The 17,835-nt window shown below is 48.6% G+C and carries 16 protein-coding genes; 15 read left to right on the forward strand and 1 reads right to left on the reverse strand.

Annotated elements, in window-relative coordinates:
• The first annotated feature begins 168 nt into the window (after positions 1 to 168).
• The 4 genes from uvrB (at position 169) to H9Q77_RS01455 (ending at position 7,087) form a co-directional block, all read left to right on the forward strand.
• Entirely contained in the window at positions 169 to 2,172 is a 2,004-nt protein-coding gene (gene uvrB / locus H9Q77_RS01440; protein ID WP_249326384.1) for an excinuclease ABC subunit UvrB, read from the forward strand.
• A 23-nt stretch (positions 2,173 to 2,195) separates the two neighbouring features.
• A complete protein-coding gene (uvrA, locus tag H9Q77_RS01445) occupies positions 2,196 to 5,054 on the forward strand; it encodes an excinuclease ABC subunit UvrA (RefSeq protein WP_249326385.1) in 2,859 nt (952 codons plus the stop codon).
• A gap of 197 nt (positions 5,055 to 5,251) precedes the next feature.
• Positions 5,252 to 6,244, forward strand: a complete 993-nt coding sequence (gene mreB, locus H9Q77_RS01450) for a rod shape-determining protein (RefSeq protein ID WP_022154084.1) — start codon at positions 5,252 to 5,254, stop codon at positions 6,242 to 6,244.
• 63 nt (positions 6,245 to 6,307) lie between these two features.
• Positions 6,308 to 7,087 carry a flagellar hook-basal body protein gene (locus H9Q77_RS01455; RefSeq protein ID WP_022154085.1) on the forward strand — a complete coding sequence of 260 codons (780 nt, stop codon included), beginning with the start codon at positions 6,308 to 6,310 and terminating at the stop codon, positions 7,085 to 7,087.
• 50 nt (positions 7,088 to 7,137) lie between these two features.
• On the opposite strand, the gene H9Q77_RS16800 is transcribed toward H9Q77_RS01455, so the two are convergent.
• Positions 7,138 to 7,347 (reverse strand): hypothetical protein, encoded by a 210-nt coding sequence (locus H9Q77_RS16800; RefSeq protein ID WP_148448180.1) that lies wholly within the window; start codon positions 7,345 to 7,347, stop codon positions 7,138 to 7,140.
• Positions 7,348 to 7,383: 36 nt separating this feature from the next.
• Here H9Q77_RS16800 and H9Q77_RS01465 point away from each other — a divergent pair, with 36 nt between their 5' ends.
• The 11 genes from H9Q77_RS01465 to H9Q77_RS01515 all read left to right on the forward strand — a co-directional run bounded on the left by H9Q77_RS01465 (position 7,384) and on the right by H9Q77_RS01515 (position 17,830).
• Entirely contained in the window at positions 7,384 to 8,202 is an 819-nt protein-coding gene (locus tag H9Q77_RS01465; RefSeq protein WP_022154086.1) for a flagellar hook-basal body protein, read from the forward strand.
• 153 nt (positions 8,203 to 8,355) lie between these two features.
• On the forward strand, positions 8,356 to 8,718 hold the full coding sequence (locus tag H9Q77_RS01470; RefSeq protein ID WP_249326386.1) for a rod-binding protein: 363 nt from the start codon (positions 8,356 to 8,358) through the stop codon (positions 8,716 to 8,718).
• A gap of 116 nt (positions 8,719 to 8,834) precedes the next feature.
• The gene (gene recD2, locus H9Q77_RS01475; RefSeq protein ID WP_249326387.1) at positions 8,835 to 11,093 is read left to right on the forward strand and encodes an SF1B family DNA helicase RecD2; all 2,259 of its coding nucleotides are present in this window, start codon (positions 8,835 to 8,837) and stop codon (positions 11,091 to 11,093) included.
• Complete coding sequence (locus H9Q77_RS01480; protein ID WP_249326388.1) at positions 11,090 to 11,791, forward strand: ComF family protein; 702 nt, start codon at positions 11,090 to 11,092, stop codon at positions 11,789 to 11,791. Before recD2 ends, H9Q77_RS01480 begins: the two co-directional genes overlap by 4 nt.
• Before the next feature lie 20 nt (positions 11,792 to 11,811).
• A complete protein-coding gene (locus H9Q77_RS01485; RefSeq protein ID WP_118547385.1) occupies positions 11,812 to 12,213 on the forward strand; it encodes a flagellar protein in 402 nt (133 codons plus the stop codon).
• A gap of 21 nt (positions 12,214 to 12,234) precedes the next feature.
• Positions 12,235 to 12,621, forward strand: coding sequence for a hypothetical protein (locus H9Q77_RS01490; protein WP_249326389.1), 387 nt, complete (start codon positions 12,235 to 12,237; stop codon positions 12,619 to 12,621).
• A gap of 24 nt (positions 12,622 to 12,645) precedes the next feature.
• Positions 12,646 to 13,833 carry a hypothetical protein gene (locus H9Q77_RS01495; RefSeq protein ID WP_249326390.1) on the forward strand — a complete coding sequence of 396 codons (1,188 nt, stop codon included), beginning with the start codon at positions 12,646 to 12,648 and terminating at the stop codon, positions 13,831 to 13,833.
• A 15-nt stretch (positions 13,834 to 13,848) separates the two neighbouring features.
• Positions 13,849 to 14,724, forward strand: coding sequence for a diadenylate cyclase CdaA (gene cdaA / locus H9Q77_RS01500; RefSeq protein WP_022154093.1), 876 nt, complete (start codon positions 13,849 to 13,851; stop codon positions 14,722 to 14,724).
• The gene (locus H9Q77_RS01505) at positions 14,721 to 16,010 is read left to right on the forward strand and encodes a CdaR family protein (RefSeq protein ID WP_118692340.1); all 1,290 of its coding nucleotides are present in this window, start codon (positions 14,721 to 14,723) and stop codon (positions 16,008 to 16,010) included. The genes cdaA and H9Q77_RS01505 overlap by 4 nt, the downstream gene beginning before the upstream one ends.
• Before the next feature lie 50 nt (positions 16,011 to 16,060).
• On the forward strand, positions 16,061 to 17,410 hold the full coding sequence (gene glmM, locus H9Q77_RS01510) for a phosphoglucosamine mutase (RefSeq protein ID WP_022154095.1): 1,350 nt from the start codon (positions 16,061 to 16,063) through the stop codon (positions 17,408 to 17,410).
• Positions 17,411 to 17,566: 156 nt separating this feature from the next.
• The gene (locus H9Q77_RS01515; protein WP_022154096.1) at positions 17,567 to 17,830 is read left to right on the forward strand and encodes an HPr family phosphocarrier protein; all 264 of its coding nucleotides are present in this window, start codon (positions 17,567 to 17,569) and stop codon (positions 17,828 to 17,830) included.
• The last annotated feature ends 5 nt before the right edge of the window (positions 17,831 to 17,835 follow it).

Consider the following 17,835-nt stretch of genomic DNA (forward strand, 5'->3'; position numbering starts at 1 on the left):
GAACAAACCATTCGAACGTATTTTCGAAACCATCTGTACTTTTCAAAAAAAATCTGCTATAATCTGTGCGTAACGTGAAAATACTATCCATAACTATCTGGTGCGATGTAACGCTGCCGGATAGTTATGGATCATTATTCCAACGATAGATTTGCACGGAGAGGCATCATGAATCATTCTAACGAACCCTCACAATTCAAATTACATTCCGAATATCAGCCCACCGGAGACCAGCCGCAGGCAATCGCGGAACTGGTAGAAGGTTTCCGGCAGGGCAATCAGTTTGAGACCCTCCTGGGTGTCACCGGTTCGGGTAAGACTTTTACAATGGCGAATGTGATCCAGGCGCTGAACAAGCCAACACTGATCATTGCGCATAACAAAACACTGGCGGGACAGCTTTACGGGGAAATGAAGGAATTTTTCCCGGAGAACGCAGTGGAATATTTTGTCTCCTATTACGATTATTATCAGCCGGAGGCTTATGTGCCGTCTTCGGATACCTATATTGCCAAGGATTCTTCCATCAATGATGAGATCGATAAGCTGCGTCTGTCGGCGACAGCATCCCTGGCGGAACGCAGAGATGTCGTGGTGGTGGCCAGCGTGTCCTGTATCTATGGTCTGGGAAGCCCGGACGAATATCAGGATCTGATCGTATCTCTGCGCCCCGGAATGGTGAAGGACCGGGATGAAGTGCTCCGGGAGCTGATCGATATTCAATACAACCGTAATGATATGGATATCCAACGTGCAACTTTCCGTGTCAGGGGAGATGTAGTGGAAGTGTACCCGGCACAGGGCGGAGACTATCTGATCCGCATCGAATTTTTCGGAGATGAGATTGACCGGATCGCCGAGGTGGAGCCTCTGACAGGGAAAATCCACGCAGAGCTGAACCATGTAGCAATCTTCCCGGCATCTCATTACGTAGTCTCGCAGGAGAAGATCAAGGCAGCCTGCGACAATATCGAAGAAGAGATGAAGGAGCGGGTGCAGTTTTTCAAGGGCGAAGACAAGTTGATCGAGGCACAGCGGATCGCGGAGCGGACGAATTTTGATATCGAGATGCTCCGTGAGACCGGATTCTGTTCCGGCATCGAGAATTATTCCAGACATCTGAACGGACTTCCTGCGGGAGCGCCGCCCATGACGCTGCTGGACTTTTTCCCGGATGATTTTCTGATCATCGTGGACGAGTCTCATATGACGATTCCGCAGATCCGCGGCATGTATGCAGGAGACCGTTCGAGAAAACAGACACTGGTAGACTATGGCTTCCGTCTGCCCTCTGCACTGGACAACAGACCCCTCAATTTCGAAGAATTCGAAGCACATATAGACCAGATGATGTTCGTATCTGCGACACCTTCCGATTATGAGAAGGAGCATGAGCTGCTCAGGACAGAGCAGATCATCCGTCCGACAGGACTGTTGGATCCGGAAGTACAGGTACGCCCTGTGGAAGGACAGATCGATGACCTGATCGGAGAAGTAAATAAAGAGATTGAAAAACACCATAAGGTACTGATCACCACGCTGACCAAGCGTATGGCGGAAGACCTGACAGACTATATGAAGGAAGTCGGTATCCGGGTAAAATATCTGCATTCCGACATTGATACGCTGGAGCGTGCCCAGATCATCCGTGATATGCGACTGGATGTATTTGATGTGCTGGTAGGTATTAATCTTCTGAGAGAAGGACTGGACATTCCGGAGATCACACTGGTAGCGATCCTGGATGCGGACAAGGAAGGGTTCCTAAGAAGTGCAACATCCCTGATCCAGACCATCGGCCGTGCCGCACGTAATGCGGAGGGACATGTCATCATGTATGCCGACACGATCACGGATTCCATGCGGGAAGCGCTGGACGAGACCAACAGACGTCGCGAGATTCAGATGAAGTATAACGAAGAACATGGCATTACCCCGCAGACGATCAAAAAGGCGGTGCGGGATCTCATCAGCATCTCCAGGGTGATCGCCAAGGAGGAGGTACGCTTCGAGAAGGATCCGGAATCCATGACGAAGAAGGAACTGGAGAAGCTCATCGGCGAGATCCAGAAGAAGATGCAGAAGGCAGCGGCAGACCTGAACTTCGAGGCGGCGGCAGAACTTAGAGATAAAATGCTTGAATTAAAGAAACAATTAAATGATATGGAATGATATGAAATAAGAAAGGCAAGACAATGGAAGAAGCAAAGAAGATGCGCCCCCGGGAATACATTAAGATCCGGGGTGCCAATGAACATAATCTGAAAAACATTAATGTGGACATTCCCAGAAATGAACTGGTGGTACTCACCGGTATGTCCGGTTCCGGAAAGTCTTCCCTGGCATTTGATACGATCTATGCCGAAGGACAGAGGCGTTATATGGAATCTCTGTCCTCCTACGCGAGACAGTTCCTGGGGCAGATGGAGAAACCCAACGTAGAAAGCATCGAGGGACTGTCTCCCGCCATTTCCATCGATCAGAAGTCGACCAACCGTAACCCTCGTTCCACTGTGGGTACGGTAACGGAGATTTATGATTACTTCCGCCTGTTGTATGCGAGGATCGGTATTCCCCACTGCCCGAAGTGCGGCAGGGAGATTTCCAAACAGACCGTAGACCAGATGGTAGACCAGATCATGAACATGGGAGAAGGTACGAAGATCCAGCTGCTGGCCCCCGTGGTCAGAGGCCGTAAGGGCGAGCATGCCAAAGTGCTGGAGCGTGCCAAGAGAAGCGGTTATGTCAGGGTACGGATCGACGGCAGTATGTATGAACTGACGGAAGAGATCAAACTGGATAAAAATATCAAGCACAATATCGACATTGTAGTAGACCGTCTGGTGGTAAAGGATGGTATTCAGCGCCGTCTGACAGATTCCATTGAAAACGTACTGGAGCTGGCCGAAGGCCTGTTGGTGGTGGATGTGATCGGTGGCGAGCCGGTGACCTTCAGCCAGAGCTTCTCCTGTCCGGACTGCGGCATCAGTGTCAGCGAAGTGGAGCCGAGAAGCTTCTCCTTCAACAATCCTTTCGGTGCCTGTCCGGTATGTTTTGGGCTGGGTTACAAGATGGAGTTTGATGAGGATCTGATGATCCCGGACAAGAGACTCAGCATCAATCAGGGAGCGATTACCGTGATGGGGTGGCAGTCCTGCGCGGACAAGGGCAGTTTTACCAATGCCATATTGCAGGCACTGGCCAAGGAATATCATTTTGACCTGGACACTCCTTTTGAAGAGTACCCGCAGAAAATTCATGATATCCTGATCCATGGAACCAATGGTAAGGAAGTTATGGTACATTATACCGGCCAGCGCGGAAGTGGTGTGTATCCGGTAGCATTCGAAGGACTGATCAAAAATGTGGAGCGTCGTTATCGCGAGACTGCATCCGAAAGCTCCAAACAGGAATACGAAACCTTTATGCGCATTACCCCCTGTAAAGAATGTAAGGGAATGCGCCTGAAGAAGGAGTCCCTGGCAGTTACGGTATGCGATAAAAATATTTACGAGATCACTTCCATGTCTATCCGCGACCTGCAGAAGTTCCTGGACACCATGACCCTAACGAAACAGCAGCAGTTCATCGGAGAGAGAGTCCTGAAGGAGATCCGCGCCAGAGTGGGATTCCTGGTGGATGTAGGACTGGAATATCTGTCCCTGGCCAGAGCTACCGCTACCCTGTCCGGTGGTGAGGCACAGCGTATCCGCCTGGCGACCCAGATCGGTTCCGGACTGGTGGGCGTGTGCTATATTCTCGATGAGCCCAGTATCGGACTGCACCAGAGAGACAATGACAAACTGCTGAATACCCTGAAGAATCTTCGGGATCTGGGCAATACCCTGGTAGTGGTGGAACACGATGAGGATACCATGCTGGCAGCGGATTATATCGTAGATATTGGTCCCGGTGCCGGTTCCCACGGTGGCGAGGTTATCGCCTGTGGTACTGCAGAAGAGATCATGCAGATCCCGGAGTCCATTACGGGACAATATCTCAGCGGTAAAAAAAGAATTCCTGTGCCGGAGACCAGGAGAACTCCTACCGGCTGGATCAAAGTATTGGGAGCACAGGAAAATAACCTGAAAAATGTAGATGTGGAGATCCCATTGGGCGTCATGACATGCGTTACCGGTGTGTCTGGCTCCGGAAAAAGCTCACTGGTGAATGAGATTCTCTACAAACATTTGGCGAGAGAGCTGAACCGTGCACGTTGTATTCCCGGTAAACATAAGGGAATCGAAGGCGTGGAGCAGCTGGATAAAGTCATCAACATTGACCAGTCCCCCATCGGACGCACCCCCAGATCCAATCCGGCTACCTATACCGGAGTGTTTGACCTGATCCGCGATCTGTTCGCCTCTACGGCGGATGCCAAGGCGAAGGGCTACAGCAAGGGCCGCTTCAGCTTCAATGTCAAGGGCGGACGTTGCGAAGCCTGCGGCGGTGATGGCATTATCAAGATCGAGATGCATTTTCTGCCGGACGTCTATGTGCCCTGTGAGGTCTGCGGTGGCAAACGTTACAATCGTGAGACACTGGATGTGAAATACAAGGGCAAGAGCATTTTCGACGTACTGGACATGACCGTAGAGGAAGCATTGCCTTTCTTTGAGAATGTGCCCTATATCCGCAGAAAGATCGAGACCTTATATGATGTGGGACTTTCTTATGTGAAGTTGGGACAGCCCTCTACCACGTTATCCGGCGGTGAGGCACAGCGTATCAAACTGGCAACCGAACTCTCCAGGAGAAGTACCGGGAAGACGATCTATATTCTTGATGAGCCTACGACAGGATTACATTTTGAAGATGTGCATAAGCTGGTGGAAATCCTCCACAGACTGGCAGACGGCGGAAATACTGTAGTCGTCATCGAACACAACCTCGATGTGATCAAGACCGCGGACTATATTATCGATATGGGACCGGAAGGCGGCGACCGCGGCGGTACCGTGATCGCACAGGGTACTCCGGAAGAGATCGTAAAGGTGAAAAAATCCTATACCGGCTACTATGTGAAAAAGATGTTGGAGAAGGAGTTACGATAACTATTCAGCCCCCATTTGCAAAAATTCGACAAATAGGCGATGATATTTGCATGGTTCTGAATAGTTATAAAAATTAATAATTACCCTCTATGAAAATGGGAAAAATTCAGTTATAATATGATGTATATGACTAAAATAGCGTGTAGAGTCTAAACTTATATATAGATTGATACCATCGGAAAGGGGTAGAATAGAAAATGCAGTGCACAGACATCGGAATTGATTTAGGTACCGCCAGCATTCTGGTATACATCAGAGGAAAGGGAGTCGTATTAAAGGAACCCTCTGTTGTAGCTTTTGATAGAGACACGAACAAGATTAAAGCCATTGGAGAGGATGCACGTCTGATGCTGGGAAGAACTCCCGGCAATATCGTAGCGGTAAGACCCTTACGTCAGGGTGTTATCTCCGACTATACTGTAACTGAGAAAATGATGAAGTATTTTATCCAGAAGGCTCTGGGTAAGAGAACTTTCCGTAAGCCCCGTATCGCGGTCTGCGTACCCAGCGGCGTTACGGAAGTAGAGAAGAAAGCCGTAGAAGATGCTACCTATCAGGCAGGTGCCAGAGAGGTATCCATCATTGAAGAACCCATTGCAGCAGCAATCGGTGCCGGAATTGATATCTCCAAGCCCTGCGGTAACATGATCGTGGATATCGGCGGTGGTACTTCCGATATCGCCGTGATCTCTCTGGGAGGTACGGTAGTCAGCGCTTCCATCAAGATCGCCGGAGATGATTTCGACGAAGCCATTGTTCGTTATATGCGTAAGAAACACAATCTGCTCATCGGTGAGAGAACCGCAGAAGATCTGAAGATCAAGATCGGTTCCTGCTATAAGAGAGCGGAAGTGGATTATATGGATGTCAGAGGACGTAACCTGGTAACCGGTCTGCCGAAGACCGTCAAGGTATCTTCCGAGGAGACAGAGGAAGCTCTGCGCGAGACCACAGCACAGATCGTGGAGACCATTCACAGTGTTCTGGAGAAGACTCCCCCTGAGCTGGCAGCGGATATTGCCGACAGAGGGATTGTGCTGACCGGAGGCGGAAGCTTACTGCGCGGTCTGGAGGATCTGATCTCTGCCAAGACAGGGATCAATACCATGACAGCTGAGGATCCCATGACAGCAGTAGCCATCGGAACCGGTAAATACGTAGAGTTCCTTGCAGGATACAGAGATAATTAATGAAGCAAATGGCAGGATGCCGGACATTTGTCGAAGGATCGATATCGCAAATGGAGGATACAAATGGTTAAAGGATTATACACCGCATACACGGGTATGATAAACGAGCAGAACCGAATGGATATCATGACCAACAATCTGGCCAATGCATCTACCGTCGGCTATAAAAAGGAAGGCTCCACCAGCCAGTCCTTTGATGATGTGCTGACAGTTAAGATCAAGGACCAGTCCGTAGGCATGCGAAATGTGCAGAGACTGGGAGTGAAGAATCCCGGAGTTAAGATCGGTGAGAATTATACAGACTATTCCCAGGGATCTTTCCGAATCACGGGCAATACGTATGATCTTGCTTTGTCGGGAGAAGGCTTTTTTGCCATTGAATTTACGAACAAAGCCGGAGAGACAGATACCAAATATACCCGCGCCGGTCAATTCACACTGAACAAGGACGGCTATCTGGTGACAGAAGAGGGTGACTATGTCCTGGATACACAGAACAGACGGATCCGGCTGAATACTCTGATCGATTCTTCCATCACAGATGACGGCACGATCTACCAGAATGGTCAGGCAGTGGCTAAGATTCAGGTGACAGATTTCGAAGATTATGATTATCTGGAAAAATACGGCGAGACCTACTATCAGCCAATCCAGGGTGCCAAAACGATTGCGGCAAAAGCACAGGTGAAATCTGGTTATCTGGAAATGGCAAATGTGCAGATCGTATCGGAAATGGTGAATCTGATTTCGATTACCCGGGCATATGAGTCGAATCAGAAGGTAGTGCAGACGATCGACGATACACTGGACGTAGCAGTGAACCAGATTGGCAGAGTACAGTAATCTAAAATAAAAAAGAGCCGATATATATAATGATGCCAGGGTCAAAAGGTCTAAGCCCACATGAGCTTGCTCATAGGTGGGTGAAAGACCTTAGGACCCGCCCCGATATGAGCATAAAAGTGGGATGATAATCCCACGATATGCGAATAGAGGGTAGGATTGTGGGAGTGCGTAGCACGGAGCAATCCGTAGGCATCAATGTCGGGGGGCAAAAGCACCCGACCTTGATACACAACTTTCAGGATGGAAAACCGGATCATGGATGATATTAGGGACAGCGTGAGAGGAGACTACATATGGTCAGAAGCTTATGGACAGCAGCGACCGGCATGATCGCACAACAGACAAATGTGGATACCATTGCCAATAACCTGGCAAATGTCAACACCACAGGCTATAAGACACAGGTGAATGAATTTAAGAGCCTGTTATATCAAAACATCCAGACGAAAACAACCTCCGCTAATGGAGATGCGAAACCGAGCAGTGCACAGGTGGGACTGGGCGTACGGAATGCTTCCATCAGTTCCGTGTTTAAGGAAGGAAGCCTGACGGCATCCGACAGCGACACCGCATTTGCAATTGACGGTAAGGGATTTTTCGCAGTTCGCGGTGCGGACGGCAATACCTATTATACGAGAAATGGTAATCTGAAGTTTACCCTGGCTTCGAACGGTGGCAATATGCTGGCAACCTCAGAGGGACTTCCGGTACTGGATACGCAGGGACGTCCCATTGTCCTTAGTAATAACTATGTAATGAGCAAGGTTACTGTCAGCAAGGACGGCAGCCTCTGCTATCCGGATGCACAGAACAATCCGCAACCCATCGGTATTACGATCGGCGTATTCCAGTTCAACAATCCGAACGGCCTGGAGAGACTGGCAGACAGCCTGTATCAGCAGACAGCAGCCAGTGGACAGGCGATCAACGAAGCTACCAATAATAATGTGGAACGAAGCAGTATCATCCAGGGATATCTGGAAAGCTCCAACGTACAGGTAGTGGATGAGATGGTCAATATGATCGTGGCACAGAGAGCTTATGAACTGAACTCCAAGGCCATTACGGCATCCGATGAAATGCTACAGCAGGCTAACAACCTGCGTAGGTAATGAGAAATGTCAAAGCGAAAGATGACAATTTGCCTGCTGGCAGGCAAAATTGTCAGATTGCGGTTTGATAGGGCGAATGCCCGACATCGAAGGAAACGCGAAGCGTTTTCGAGATGCATTGCTCATTACCGTGGAATCTAGAAAGGCTAAATTATGGATATTAGAAGTTTATACGGAAACTCTGCGCTGGACAGTACCGCTTACACCAATGCAGCGAACCAGACGGCTTCCAAATTACAGGATAAATTAAACAGCTCCGATTATTCGAAGGCAACAGATGATGAACTCATGGATGCCTGCAAACAGTTTGAATCCTATTTTTTGGAGCAGATGTTCAAAGAAATGATGAAGACCATTCCGGAGAGCGAGGATACTTCTTCCTCCAATTCCCAGCTGATGGACTATTATAAGGATGAAATGGTACAGCAGATCGCATCAGATTCCACAGAGCAGAACAGTCTGGGACTGGCACAGATGCTTTATGAGCAAATGAAGCGCAATTATAATCTTGAGTAAGTATTTCGGGCTGCCGTTCCCGGCGGCCCTTTTCTTTATCTTTTACCGCAACCGCGGCATTTTCCGGGCATTTCGCAGAGAACAGCCACAAATACACAGCAGAATGAGGAATAAAAATGGAAAGCATTACAGGATATGTAGATCATATTGTCTTTCAGAACAGTGAAAATGGATATACCGTCATGATACTGATGATGGAAGGGGAAGAAGTGACCTGTGTCGGCATGTGCAAAGGTCTGGGACAGGGAGAAAATATCACTGCCGAAGGGGAGTATATAGAGCATCCGGTGTATGGAAGACAGTTTAAAATACAGAACTACGAGACGGTGACCCCCACGGATCGTGTAGGAATGGAAAGATATCTGGGATCCGGTGCGATCCGCGGAGTGGGAGAGGCACTGGCGGCTCGTATTGTGAAAAAATTCGGCGATGACACGTTCCGGATCATAGAAGAAGAGCCGGAGCGCCTGGCGGAAGTGAAGGGTATCAGCGAACGAAAAGCACAGGAGATCGCCATCCAGATGGAAGAAAAAAAGGATCTTCGGGAAGCGCTGGTATATTTGCAGCAATACGGCATAAGTAATACACTGGCGGTAAAAATATATAATACTTATGGTGCGGAAATGTATAGCGTCATGCGGGAAAATCCGTATCGTCTGGCGGAGGATGTGAGCGGCGTCGGATTCCGGATCGCGGATGAGATCGCGGGAAGGATCGGAATTCACACGGACTCGGATTATCGTATCCGCAGTGGAATCTTGTATACGCTGTTACAGGCGGTAGGAGAAGGGCACTGTTATCTGCCATTGGAGCAATTGCTCTGCCGTGGAGCGGAACTATTGGGAGTGACAGAGGATAATATCCGTCCGCAGGTGGATAATCTGATCGTGGACCGGAAGCTGGTGGCGAAAGGAGAAGCGGTGTTTACGGCACCTTATTATTATGCGGAACTGAATTGTGCCAATATGCTGCGGAATCTGAATATTCCCATGGCAGAATCGGAGAATCTGCCGTCACAGGACATGGCAATCCGCAAGAGACTGGAGCGGATGGCGGAAAATCTGTCCATGGAACTGGATGAACTGCAGTTGAAAGCAGTGGAAGAAAGTATCAAAAACGGTCTTTTTATTTTATCCGGCGGTCCGGGAACCGGCAAGACAACTACCATCAATATGATCATCCGTTATTTCGAATCGGAGGGAATGGATATTTTTCTGGCAGCACCCACAGGCCGTGCGGCGAAGAGGATGACGGAAGCAACCGGATTCGAGGCTAAGACGATACACCGGCTGTTGGAACTGAACAGCGCATTATCCGGAGATGACAGCAGAAAGGCAAATTTCGAAAGAAACCAGGAGAATCCGTTGGAAGCTGATGTCGTGATCATTGATGAGATGTCCATGGTAGATATCCAGCTGTTTCAGGCGCTGTTGAAAGCAATCCTTCCGGGGACGAGACTCATCCTTGTGGGAGACGTGGATCAGCTGCCCAGCGTAGGCCCGGGACAGGTATTAAGAGACATCATGAACAGCAAGGCGTTCCCCATGGTGACACTGGAGAAAATCTTCCGGCAGGCCGGACAAAGTGACATTGTTGTCAATGCACACCGCATCAATAAAGGAGAACAGATCGCGTTAGACAATAAATCAAAGGATTTCTTCCTGCTGGAGAGAAGTGACGTAAATGTCATATATAAACATATGATTCAGCTGATCCAGGATAAGCTGCCCCGATATGTCAATGCAACGCCGTTTGACATTCAGGTATTGACGCCCATGAGAAAGGGGAGTCTGGGATGTGAAACCTTAAACGGAATTCTGCAGCGGTATCTGAATCCAGCCGATCCCTGTAAAAAAGAGCATGCGTGCGGAAATGCAGTGTTCCGTGAGGGCGACAAGGTCATGCAGATCAAAAATAACTATCAGCTGGAATGGGAGATCGTCGGCAGATATAATATTCCCATAGATAAAGGCCTGGGTGTATTCAATGGAGACATGGGAAGAATACGGGAGATCAATGATACCGCTGCGACACTGACGGTAGAGTTTGATGATGGCAGACGTGTAAATTACCCATTCTCCGGACTGGAAGAACTGGAATTGTCGTATGCAATCACCATACATAAGTCCCAGGGAAGTGAATACCCGGCGGTTATTCTGCCGCTTCTCGGAGGACCGAGAATGCTGTTTAACCGCAATCTTCTGTATACGGGGATTACCAGAGCCAGAAACTGTGTCACGATTCTGGGAAGCAGTGAAACAGTCCGGAATATGATCGACAATGTCAGTGAGAATCGCAGATACACTGCACTGGAGCAGAGAATCCGGGAGGTTTGTGATCTCCCCGAGATATGCTGCTTGCGGGAGGAAGCATGAAGATACTATGGCAGCTGCTGTTCCCTACGAGATGTCCGGTGTGTGACAGGATCGTAAAACCTTTCGGAGAGAAGATCTGCCTGGAATGTCTTCCGAAGCTTCGCGTGGTAACTCCGCCATGGTGTATGAAATGTGGCAAAAAGATACGGGAAGACGGAGAATTCTGCAGCGACTGCCACCAGAAACAGCATATGTTTGATCGCTCCAGAACACTGTATGAATATGCGGCGGCCGCACCTTCCATATACCGTTTTAAATACAAGGGAAGACAGGAATACGCGGAATTCTTCGGAGAAGAAATGGGAAAATATCTGGGAGATTTTATCCGCAGCGTATCGCCGGACGTACTGGTACCGGTACCTCTGCATAAAAAGAAGCTTTCGAAGCGGGGATACAATCAGGCAGCCTGCCTGGCACGGGCCCTGGGGAAAAACATGCAGCTGCCGGTAGATGAAAAGCTGGTGAAAAGAGTGCGGAATACGGCGCCTATGAAGCGGTTAAATCCCGCGGAAAGGCAAAATAATTTGAAAAAGGCTTTTAATATAGGCAGAAATGATGTAAAATTATATGACCGGATTATTCTGGTGGATGATATTTATACGACAGGTACCACGCTGGATGAGATCGCAGCTTTGCTGAAATCCCATGGCGTATCCGAAGTGTATTGCGTTACGCTGGCCTGTGGGGCCGGATTATGATGAGGAAGGTGTGAAGTATAATGAATATAAGAAATTGCAGAATGTGCGGACATATATTTAATTATGTAGCAGGTCCAATCCTGTGTCCTCATTGCAGAGAAAAAATGGAAGCAAAGTTCCAGGAAGTAAAAGAATATATCCGCGCGAATCCCGGAGTGGGAATACAGGATGTGGCAGAGAACTGCGATGTGGAACCCTCACAGATCCAACAGTGGCTCAGAGAAGAGAGACTGGAGCTGACAGAAGGATCCGCAATCTATCTGCAGTGTGAAAAGTGCGGCGCACCGATCCGCAGCGGAAGATTTTGCGAAAAATGTAAGTATGAAATGTCCATGGATCTCCAGAGTGTGCTGCCCAAAAAGTCTGTAGGAACGCAGAGCACCAGAATCTCCAGGGACGGAGAACGGATGCGTTATCTGTAGGCATCCGCAGACGGAGGAGTTATGCTGAACGAAGAAAAGATCATATTGATGACCCAGATGGCATCTTATGAAGAAAACGAAGGCAAAAGGAACATGGCGATCGGCCGGTATTTTCGCAGTGACTACATTGCGATACAGGTATTGAAATCCGTATTGTGTGCCACGATCGCCTATGCGGTCTGTTTTGCTCTGTTTATTTTTTACGATTTTGAGACCTTTATGCAGGACATTTATAAAATGGATCTGGTCAGTTTTGCCAAAAATGTTCTGATATATTATGGAATCACGGTAGTGGTATACGGAATTGCCTCCTACCTGATCTGCTCTTTGCGTTATGCCAGGGCGAAAAAAAGCCTGAAATGCTATTATAATAATCTGAAAAAGCTGAATTCTATATATAATGAGTAGGCAGCAGATTAATTTGGAGGAAATATGACTGCGTTACTGGAATTAAGAGAAAATCTGAAAAAGATATACAGCCGGAATGAAGCGTTTATTGCACCGGTGATCAAGTTCCTGCTCAGCTTCATTGTGCTGAGTATCATAAACGGTAAAATGGGTTACATGACAAAACTGGACAATATGGCGATCGTACTGATCGTTTCTCTGCTATGTTCCTTTTTGCCTACCGGTTTTATTGTATTATTTGCCATGATGTTCTCTCTGCTGCATATGTATGCGTTGTCTCTGGAGACAGCTGCAGTGGGACTGGTAGTATTCTTACTGTTGTATCTGCTGTTCCTGCGTTTCACGGCGAAGGAAGCAATGGTAGTGGTGCTGACACCGGTGCTGTGTATGCTGAAGCTTCCCTATGTGATGCCGGTGGCTATGGGACTGATCGGCACTCCCGCTTCCTGCGTATCGGTAAGCTGCGGCGTTGTGGTATATTATCTGCTTCAGACAGTGATCACCAATGCACCTACGATCAATTCCATGGGTGCGGAAGAGGCTACGGCGAAGCTGCGTCTGCTGATCGACGGCATTTTGGGAAGCAAGGCTATGCTGGTAACCATCGTGGCATTTACCATTACGGTGGTCGTAGTATATCTCATTCGCAGAATGAGTGTGGATCATTCCTGGACCATCGCAATGATCGCCGGAGTCATGATAGAAGTACTGATCCTGCTGGTGGGGGATCTCATGTATGATACCAACCTTTCTATCTTCAGTGCGCTGCTGGGAGCGGTTGTTACTGTGCTGGTATGTAAGGCGATAGAATTTTTCCGGTTCTGCCTGGATTACAGTAGGACGGAAAAGGTGCAGTTTGAAGATGATGAGTATTATTATTATGTAAAAGCGGTACCGAAGATGACCGTTGCGGCACCGACCAATACTGTGAAAAAGATCAACACCCAGCGCCGGCCGGCAAACCAGACGGCCCATCCTGCGGGGCAGGGCAGACCTTCCGGTCAGAGCCGGAGTGGCGGACAGAATGTCAGAAGTGCGGAAGGATCCGCAAGAAGTGTAGTAACAGAGCGTACAGCGCCTGCCAGAAGCAGCGCTCCTTATGGACAGCAAAATCCTTACCGCGGACGTGAAATGACCGGCGGCAGAAGCGTTACCATAAGCAGTGACCATATGGCGCAGGACGACTCGGACGATTACGAAGAATTGTTCTGAAGGGATTAATGAAAAATGCAGTTGTGGGATAAGCTGGCAGAATATGCGAAAAACTTCAGCAGTTACCGTACGACCATGGATTTCGGCGATGTGGCGGAGATCCTGATCATTGCGGTATTACTGTATTATACATTGGTATGGATGAAGACGACCCGGGCATGGATATTGCTTAAGGGTCTGATTGTCATCCTTGCTTTTTTGCTGCTGGCTTATTTTTTTCGGATGACAACGATACTGTGGATGGCGCAGAATGTGTTGGGGTTTGCGGTGACGGCATTGATCGTGGTGCTGCAGCCTGAGCTAAGGAAGGCATTGGAAGAGCTGGGCAAGAAAAACATTATCAGCTCTGTGCTGCCGTTTGACAACAGCCACCGCGTGAATGAAGAATTCTCGGAGAAGACGATCAACGAGATCACCAAAGCCTGTGTGGAGATGGGCAAGGTAAGGACGGGAGCCCTGATCGTGATCGAACAGAAGGTATCTCTGCGTGATTACGAGAGAACCGGTATCGATGTGGACGGTATTGTTACCAGCCAGCTGCTGATCAATATATTTGAACATAATACACCGCTGCATGACGGAGCGGTGATCATACAGGGGAACAGAGTGGTATCCGCCACCTGCTATCTGCCGTTGTCTGACAATCTGGGACTGAGCAAGGAGCTGGGAACCAGACACCGGGCCGGTGTGGGTATCTCAGAGATCACGGATTCCCTGACGATCATTGTGTCCGAGGAGACCGGCAAGATCAGTGTGGCTTATGAAGGTGAGCTGGAACGTAATCTCGATGCGGATTCCCTGCGTGACAGAATGCATAAGATCCTGAACAACCCCGTAGAGGAACACAAGAATCTGCGAATCTGGAAGGGAAGGAGCCGAGACAAAAAATGAAAAAATTATTGACACGTAATCTGGGACTGAAGCTTGCTTCTCTGTTACTCGCTTTTGTACTGTGGTTCCTGGTGGCGCAGATTTACGACCCTAAGGATACAGTCACCTTCAACAATATCCAGGTCCGTCTGATCAATACAGAACTCCTGGATGAAGAAGGAAAAGTATACGAGGTCCTGGACAACAGCAATCTGGTCCGTGTGACGGTCACCGGACCGCAGAGCATCGTGAAATCCGAGCTGCGCAGAAGTGATATCGTAGCGGAAGCGGATATGAGCAAGCTGACAGATATCAATACGATCGCGATCACCTATTATTGTGAGAATATCAGTAATGATTCTGTGGAGATCAAAGGGAATCACGATTCCGTGCGGCTGAACGTGGAAGATAAGACCAGCAAATGGATCAAGCTGGAGAGCAATACCATCGGCGATGTGGCTTCCGGTTACATGATCGGGAATGTGACACTGGATCAGACAAATATCGAAGTGACTGGACCGAAATCCGCTATTTCGCAAGTGGATCATGCCGGGGTGGATATCAATGTGACGGATTCCACCACCAGCCTGTCGGCAAATGTGGACATCAAGCTGTATGATGCGGACGATAACGAACTGGTGCTGGAAAGCGTTAAGAAGAATGTCGATTCCGCATATATGACGGTAGAAGTACTGGCAACGAAGGAAGTTCCAGTAGAAATAGAATACATGGGTGTACCCGAGGATGGCTATATGGCTACCGGAGAGGTGGAGAGCAGCGTACCCACAGTCAGGATCGCGGGAACCGTATCCACACTGGTGGGAATTTCAGCGATTACCGTGCCGGAGGACCGTATGAATATTACGGGACAGTCTGATAATCTGGTGGATATCATCAACCTGAAGGAATACCTGCCGGCGAATGTCAGACTGGCGGATAAGAGCTTTGATGGCAAGATCACGGCTACAGTCTACATTGAACCGATCGTCAGCAAGGATCTCACGGTAGCAGCAGAAAATATTTCTGTCACAGGAGTACCGGACGGCATGGAAGCAGAGATCACTTCCACGGCAGAGGAATACAATATTACAGTATCCGGATTGTCCAGGGATGTCAGCATACTGCACGACAGCAGCGTGACGGGCATTTTGAACCTGACGCAATGGATGGAGGATAACGGTGTGGAAGAACTGACACCGGGTACCTATACCATACCGGTAACCTTTAATCTGGCAGAGGATATTACGGTGGTCCCGGATATCAATATCCATATCCGCCTGAAAAATGCAGATACTGATAATCAATAAATAAAAAAGCAATATGTCGTGAAGAGCGACGGAATGAGAGGACTTTTACAATGGCTAGAATGTTTGGAACAGACGGTGTACGTGGTATTGCCAATGAGGAACTGACTCCCCTGCTAGCGATGCAGTTAGGTCAGGCCGGAGCTTATGTGCTCACTAAGGAAAATGAGCATAAACCCACCATCATGGTAGGCTGCGATACTAGAATTTCCGGAGATATGCTGGCAAATGCCCTGATGGCAGGAGCCTGTTCGGTAGGTGCCAACTGCATCTATGTAGGAGTGATCCCGACCCCGGCAGTGGCTTATCTGACGAAAAAATACAAAGTAGATGCGGGAGTTGTGATCTCCGCCTCTCACAATCCGGTGGAATTTAACGGAATCAAGTTCTTCGACGGCAACGGTTATAAGCTTCCGGATGCTATGGAGGATGAGATCGAGGCTCTGATCCGGAACAATATGCCCGGTATTAAGTTCCCGATCGGACCCGGCGTCGGCAAGATCAAATACCGCACGGATGCCAGAGAAGAATACATTAACCATGCGATGAGAGCGGTAAATGTGGATCTGACCGGACTGAAGATCGTAGTGGACTGTGCGGAAGGCGCATCTTTCTACACTTCCGTGGAATGTCTGAAGGAACTGGGCGGCAGCGTGGTAGCCATTCATAACAACCCGGACGGTACCAATATCAATGCCAACTGCGGATCTACCCATATGGAAGAGTTGCAGGCGAGAGTAGTCTATGAGAAGGCAAATGTCGGTCTGGCATTTGACGGTGACGCAGACAGACTGTTAGCTGTAGATGAAAATGGTAAGATCGTAGACGGTGACCAGATCATGGCAATCGTCGGCAATTTTATGAAGAGCAAGGGAACCCTGAAAAAGGACACCATCGTAGCAACCGTAATGAGTAATCTGGGATTCTTCCTGATGGCTGAGAAGAACGGCATCACCATGGAGAAGACCAAGGTAGGCGACCGTTATGTATTGGAACGCATGAAGGAAATTGGTGCAAGTCTCGGCGGAGAACAGTCCGGACACATCATTTTCCTGGATGAGAATACCACCGGTGACGGACTGCTCAGCGCACTGCATCTGTTACAGGTAATGGTGGAGACCGGAAAACCGCTGTCCGAGCTGGCACAGATCATGGAAGTACTGCCCCAGGCACTGGTAAATGCCAAGGTAGCCAACCATAAAAAAGAAAAGTACATGGAATATCCCGAGATTGCAGATGCCATTCAGAAATTGGAGGAGAAGTTCGCCGGAGAAGGCCGTGTCCTGATCCGTCCTTCCGGAACAGAGCCTCTGGTAAGAGTTATGATCGAAGGAAAAGATCAGCAGGTGATCCAGGAGGAAGCACAGAGACTTGCCAGCCTGATCCAGGATATCATGTTCTAAACAGACAGAATACGAAAGATGTCTTGGAAAAGTTCTTGTGAATGCATTACATTCATGCTATGATAAGAATGTAATTCGTATGTAATGGGTATGTAAATTCATAAGAATGTTAGAAGAAATAATGCATATTAATATAGATATTGGAGGGTTTATGATATGGTAAGTCAGAAAGTTGTAATCAAGAATCCTACGGGCCTGCACTTGCGTCCCGCCGGAATTCTGTGCAAGGAGGCAATGCAGTTCAAGTCTCTGATCACTTTCAAATTCCGTGAGAACACAGCCAACGCCAAGAGTGTACTGAGCGTATTGGGAGCGTGTGTTAAGTGCGGAGATGAGATTGAATTCGTATGCGAAGGCGAGGATGAGGCAGAAGCGCTGAAGACTTTGGTAGAAGCTGTAGAGAGTGGTCTTGGGGAATAGACCGC

Source organism: Simiaoa sunii, from assembly GCF_014337175.1.
GTDB classification, from domain to species: domain Bacteria; phylum Bacillota; class Clostridia; order Lachnospirales; family Lachnospiraceae; genus Acetatifactor; species Acetatifactor intestinalis.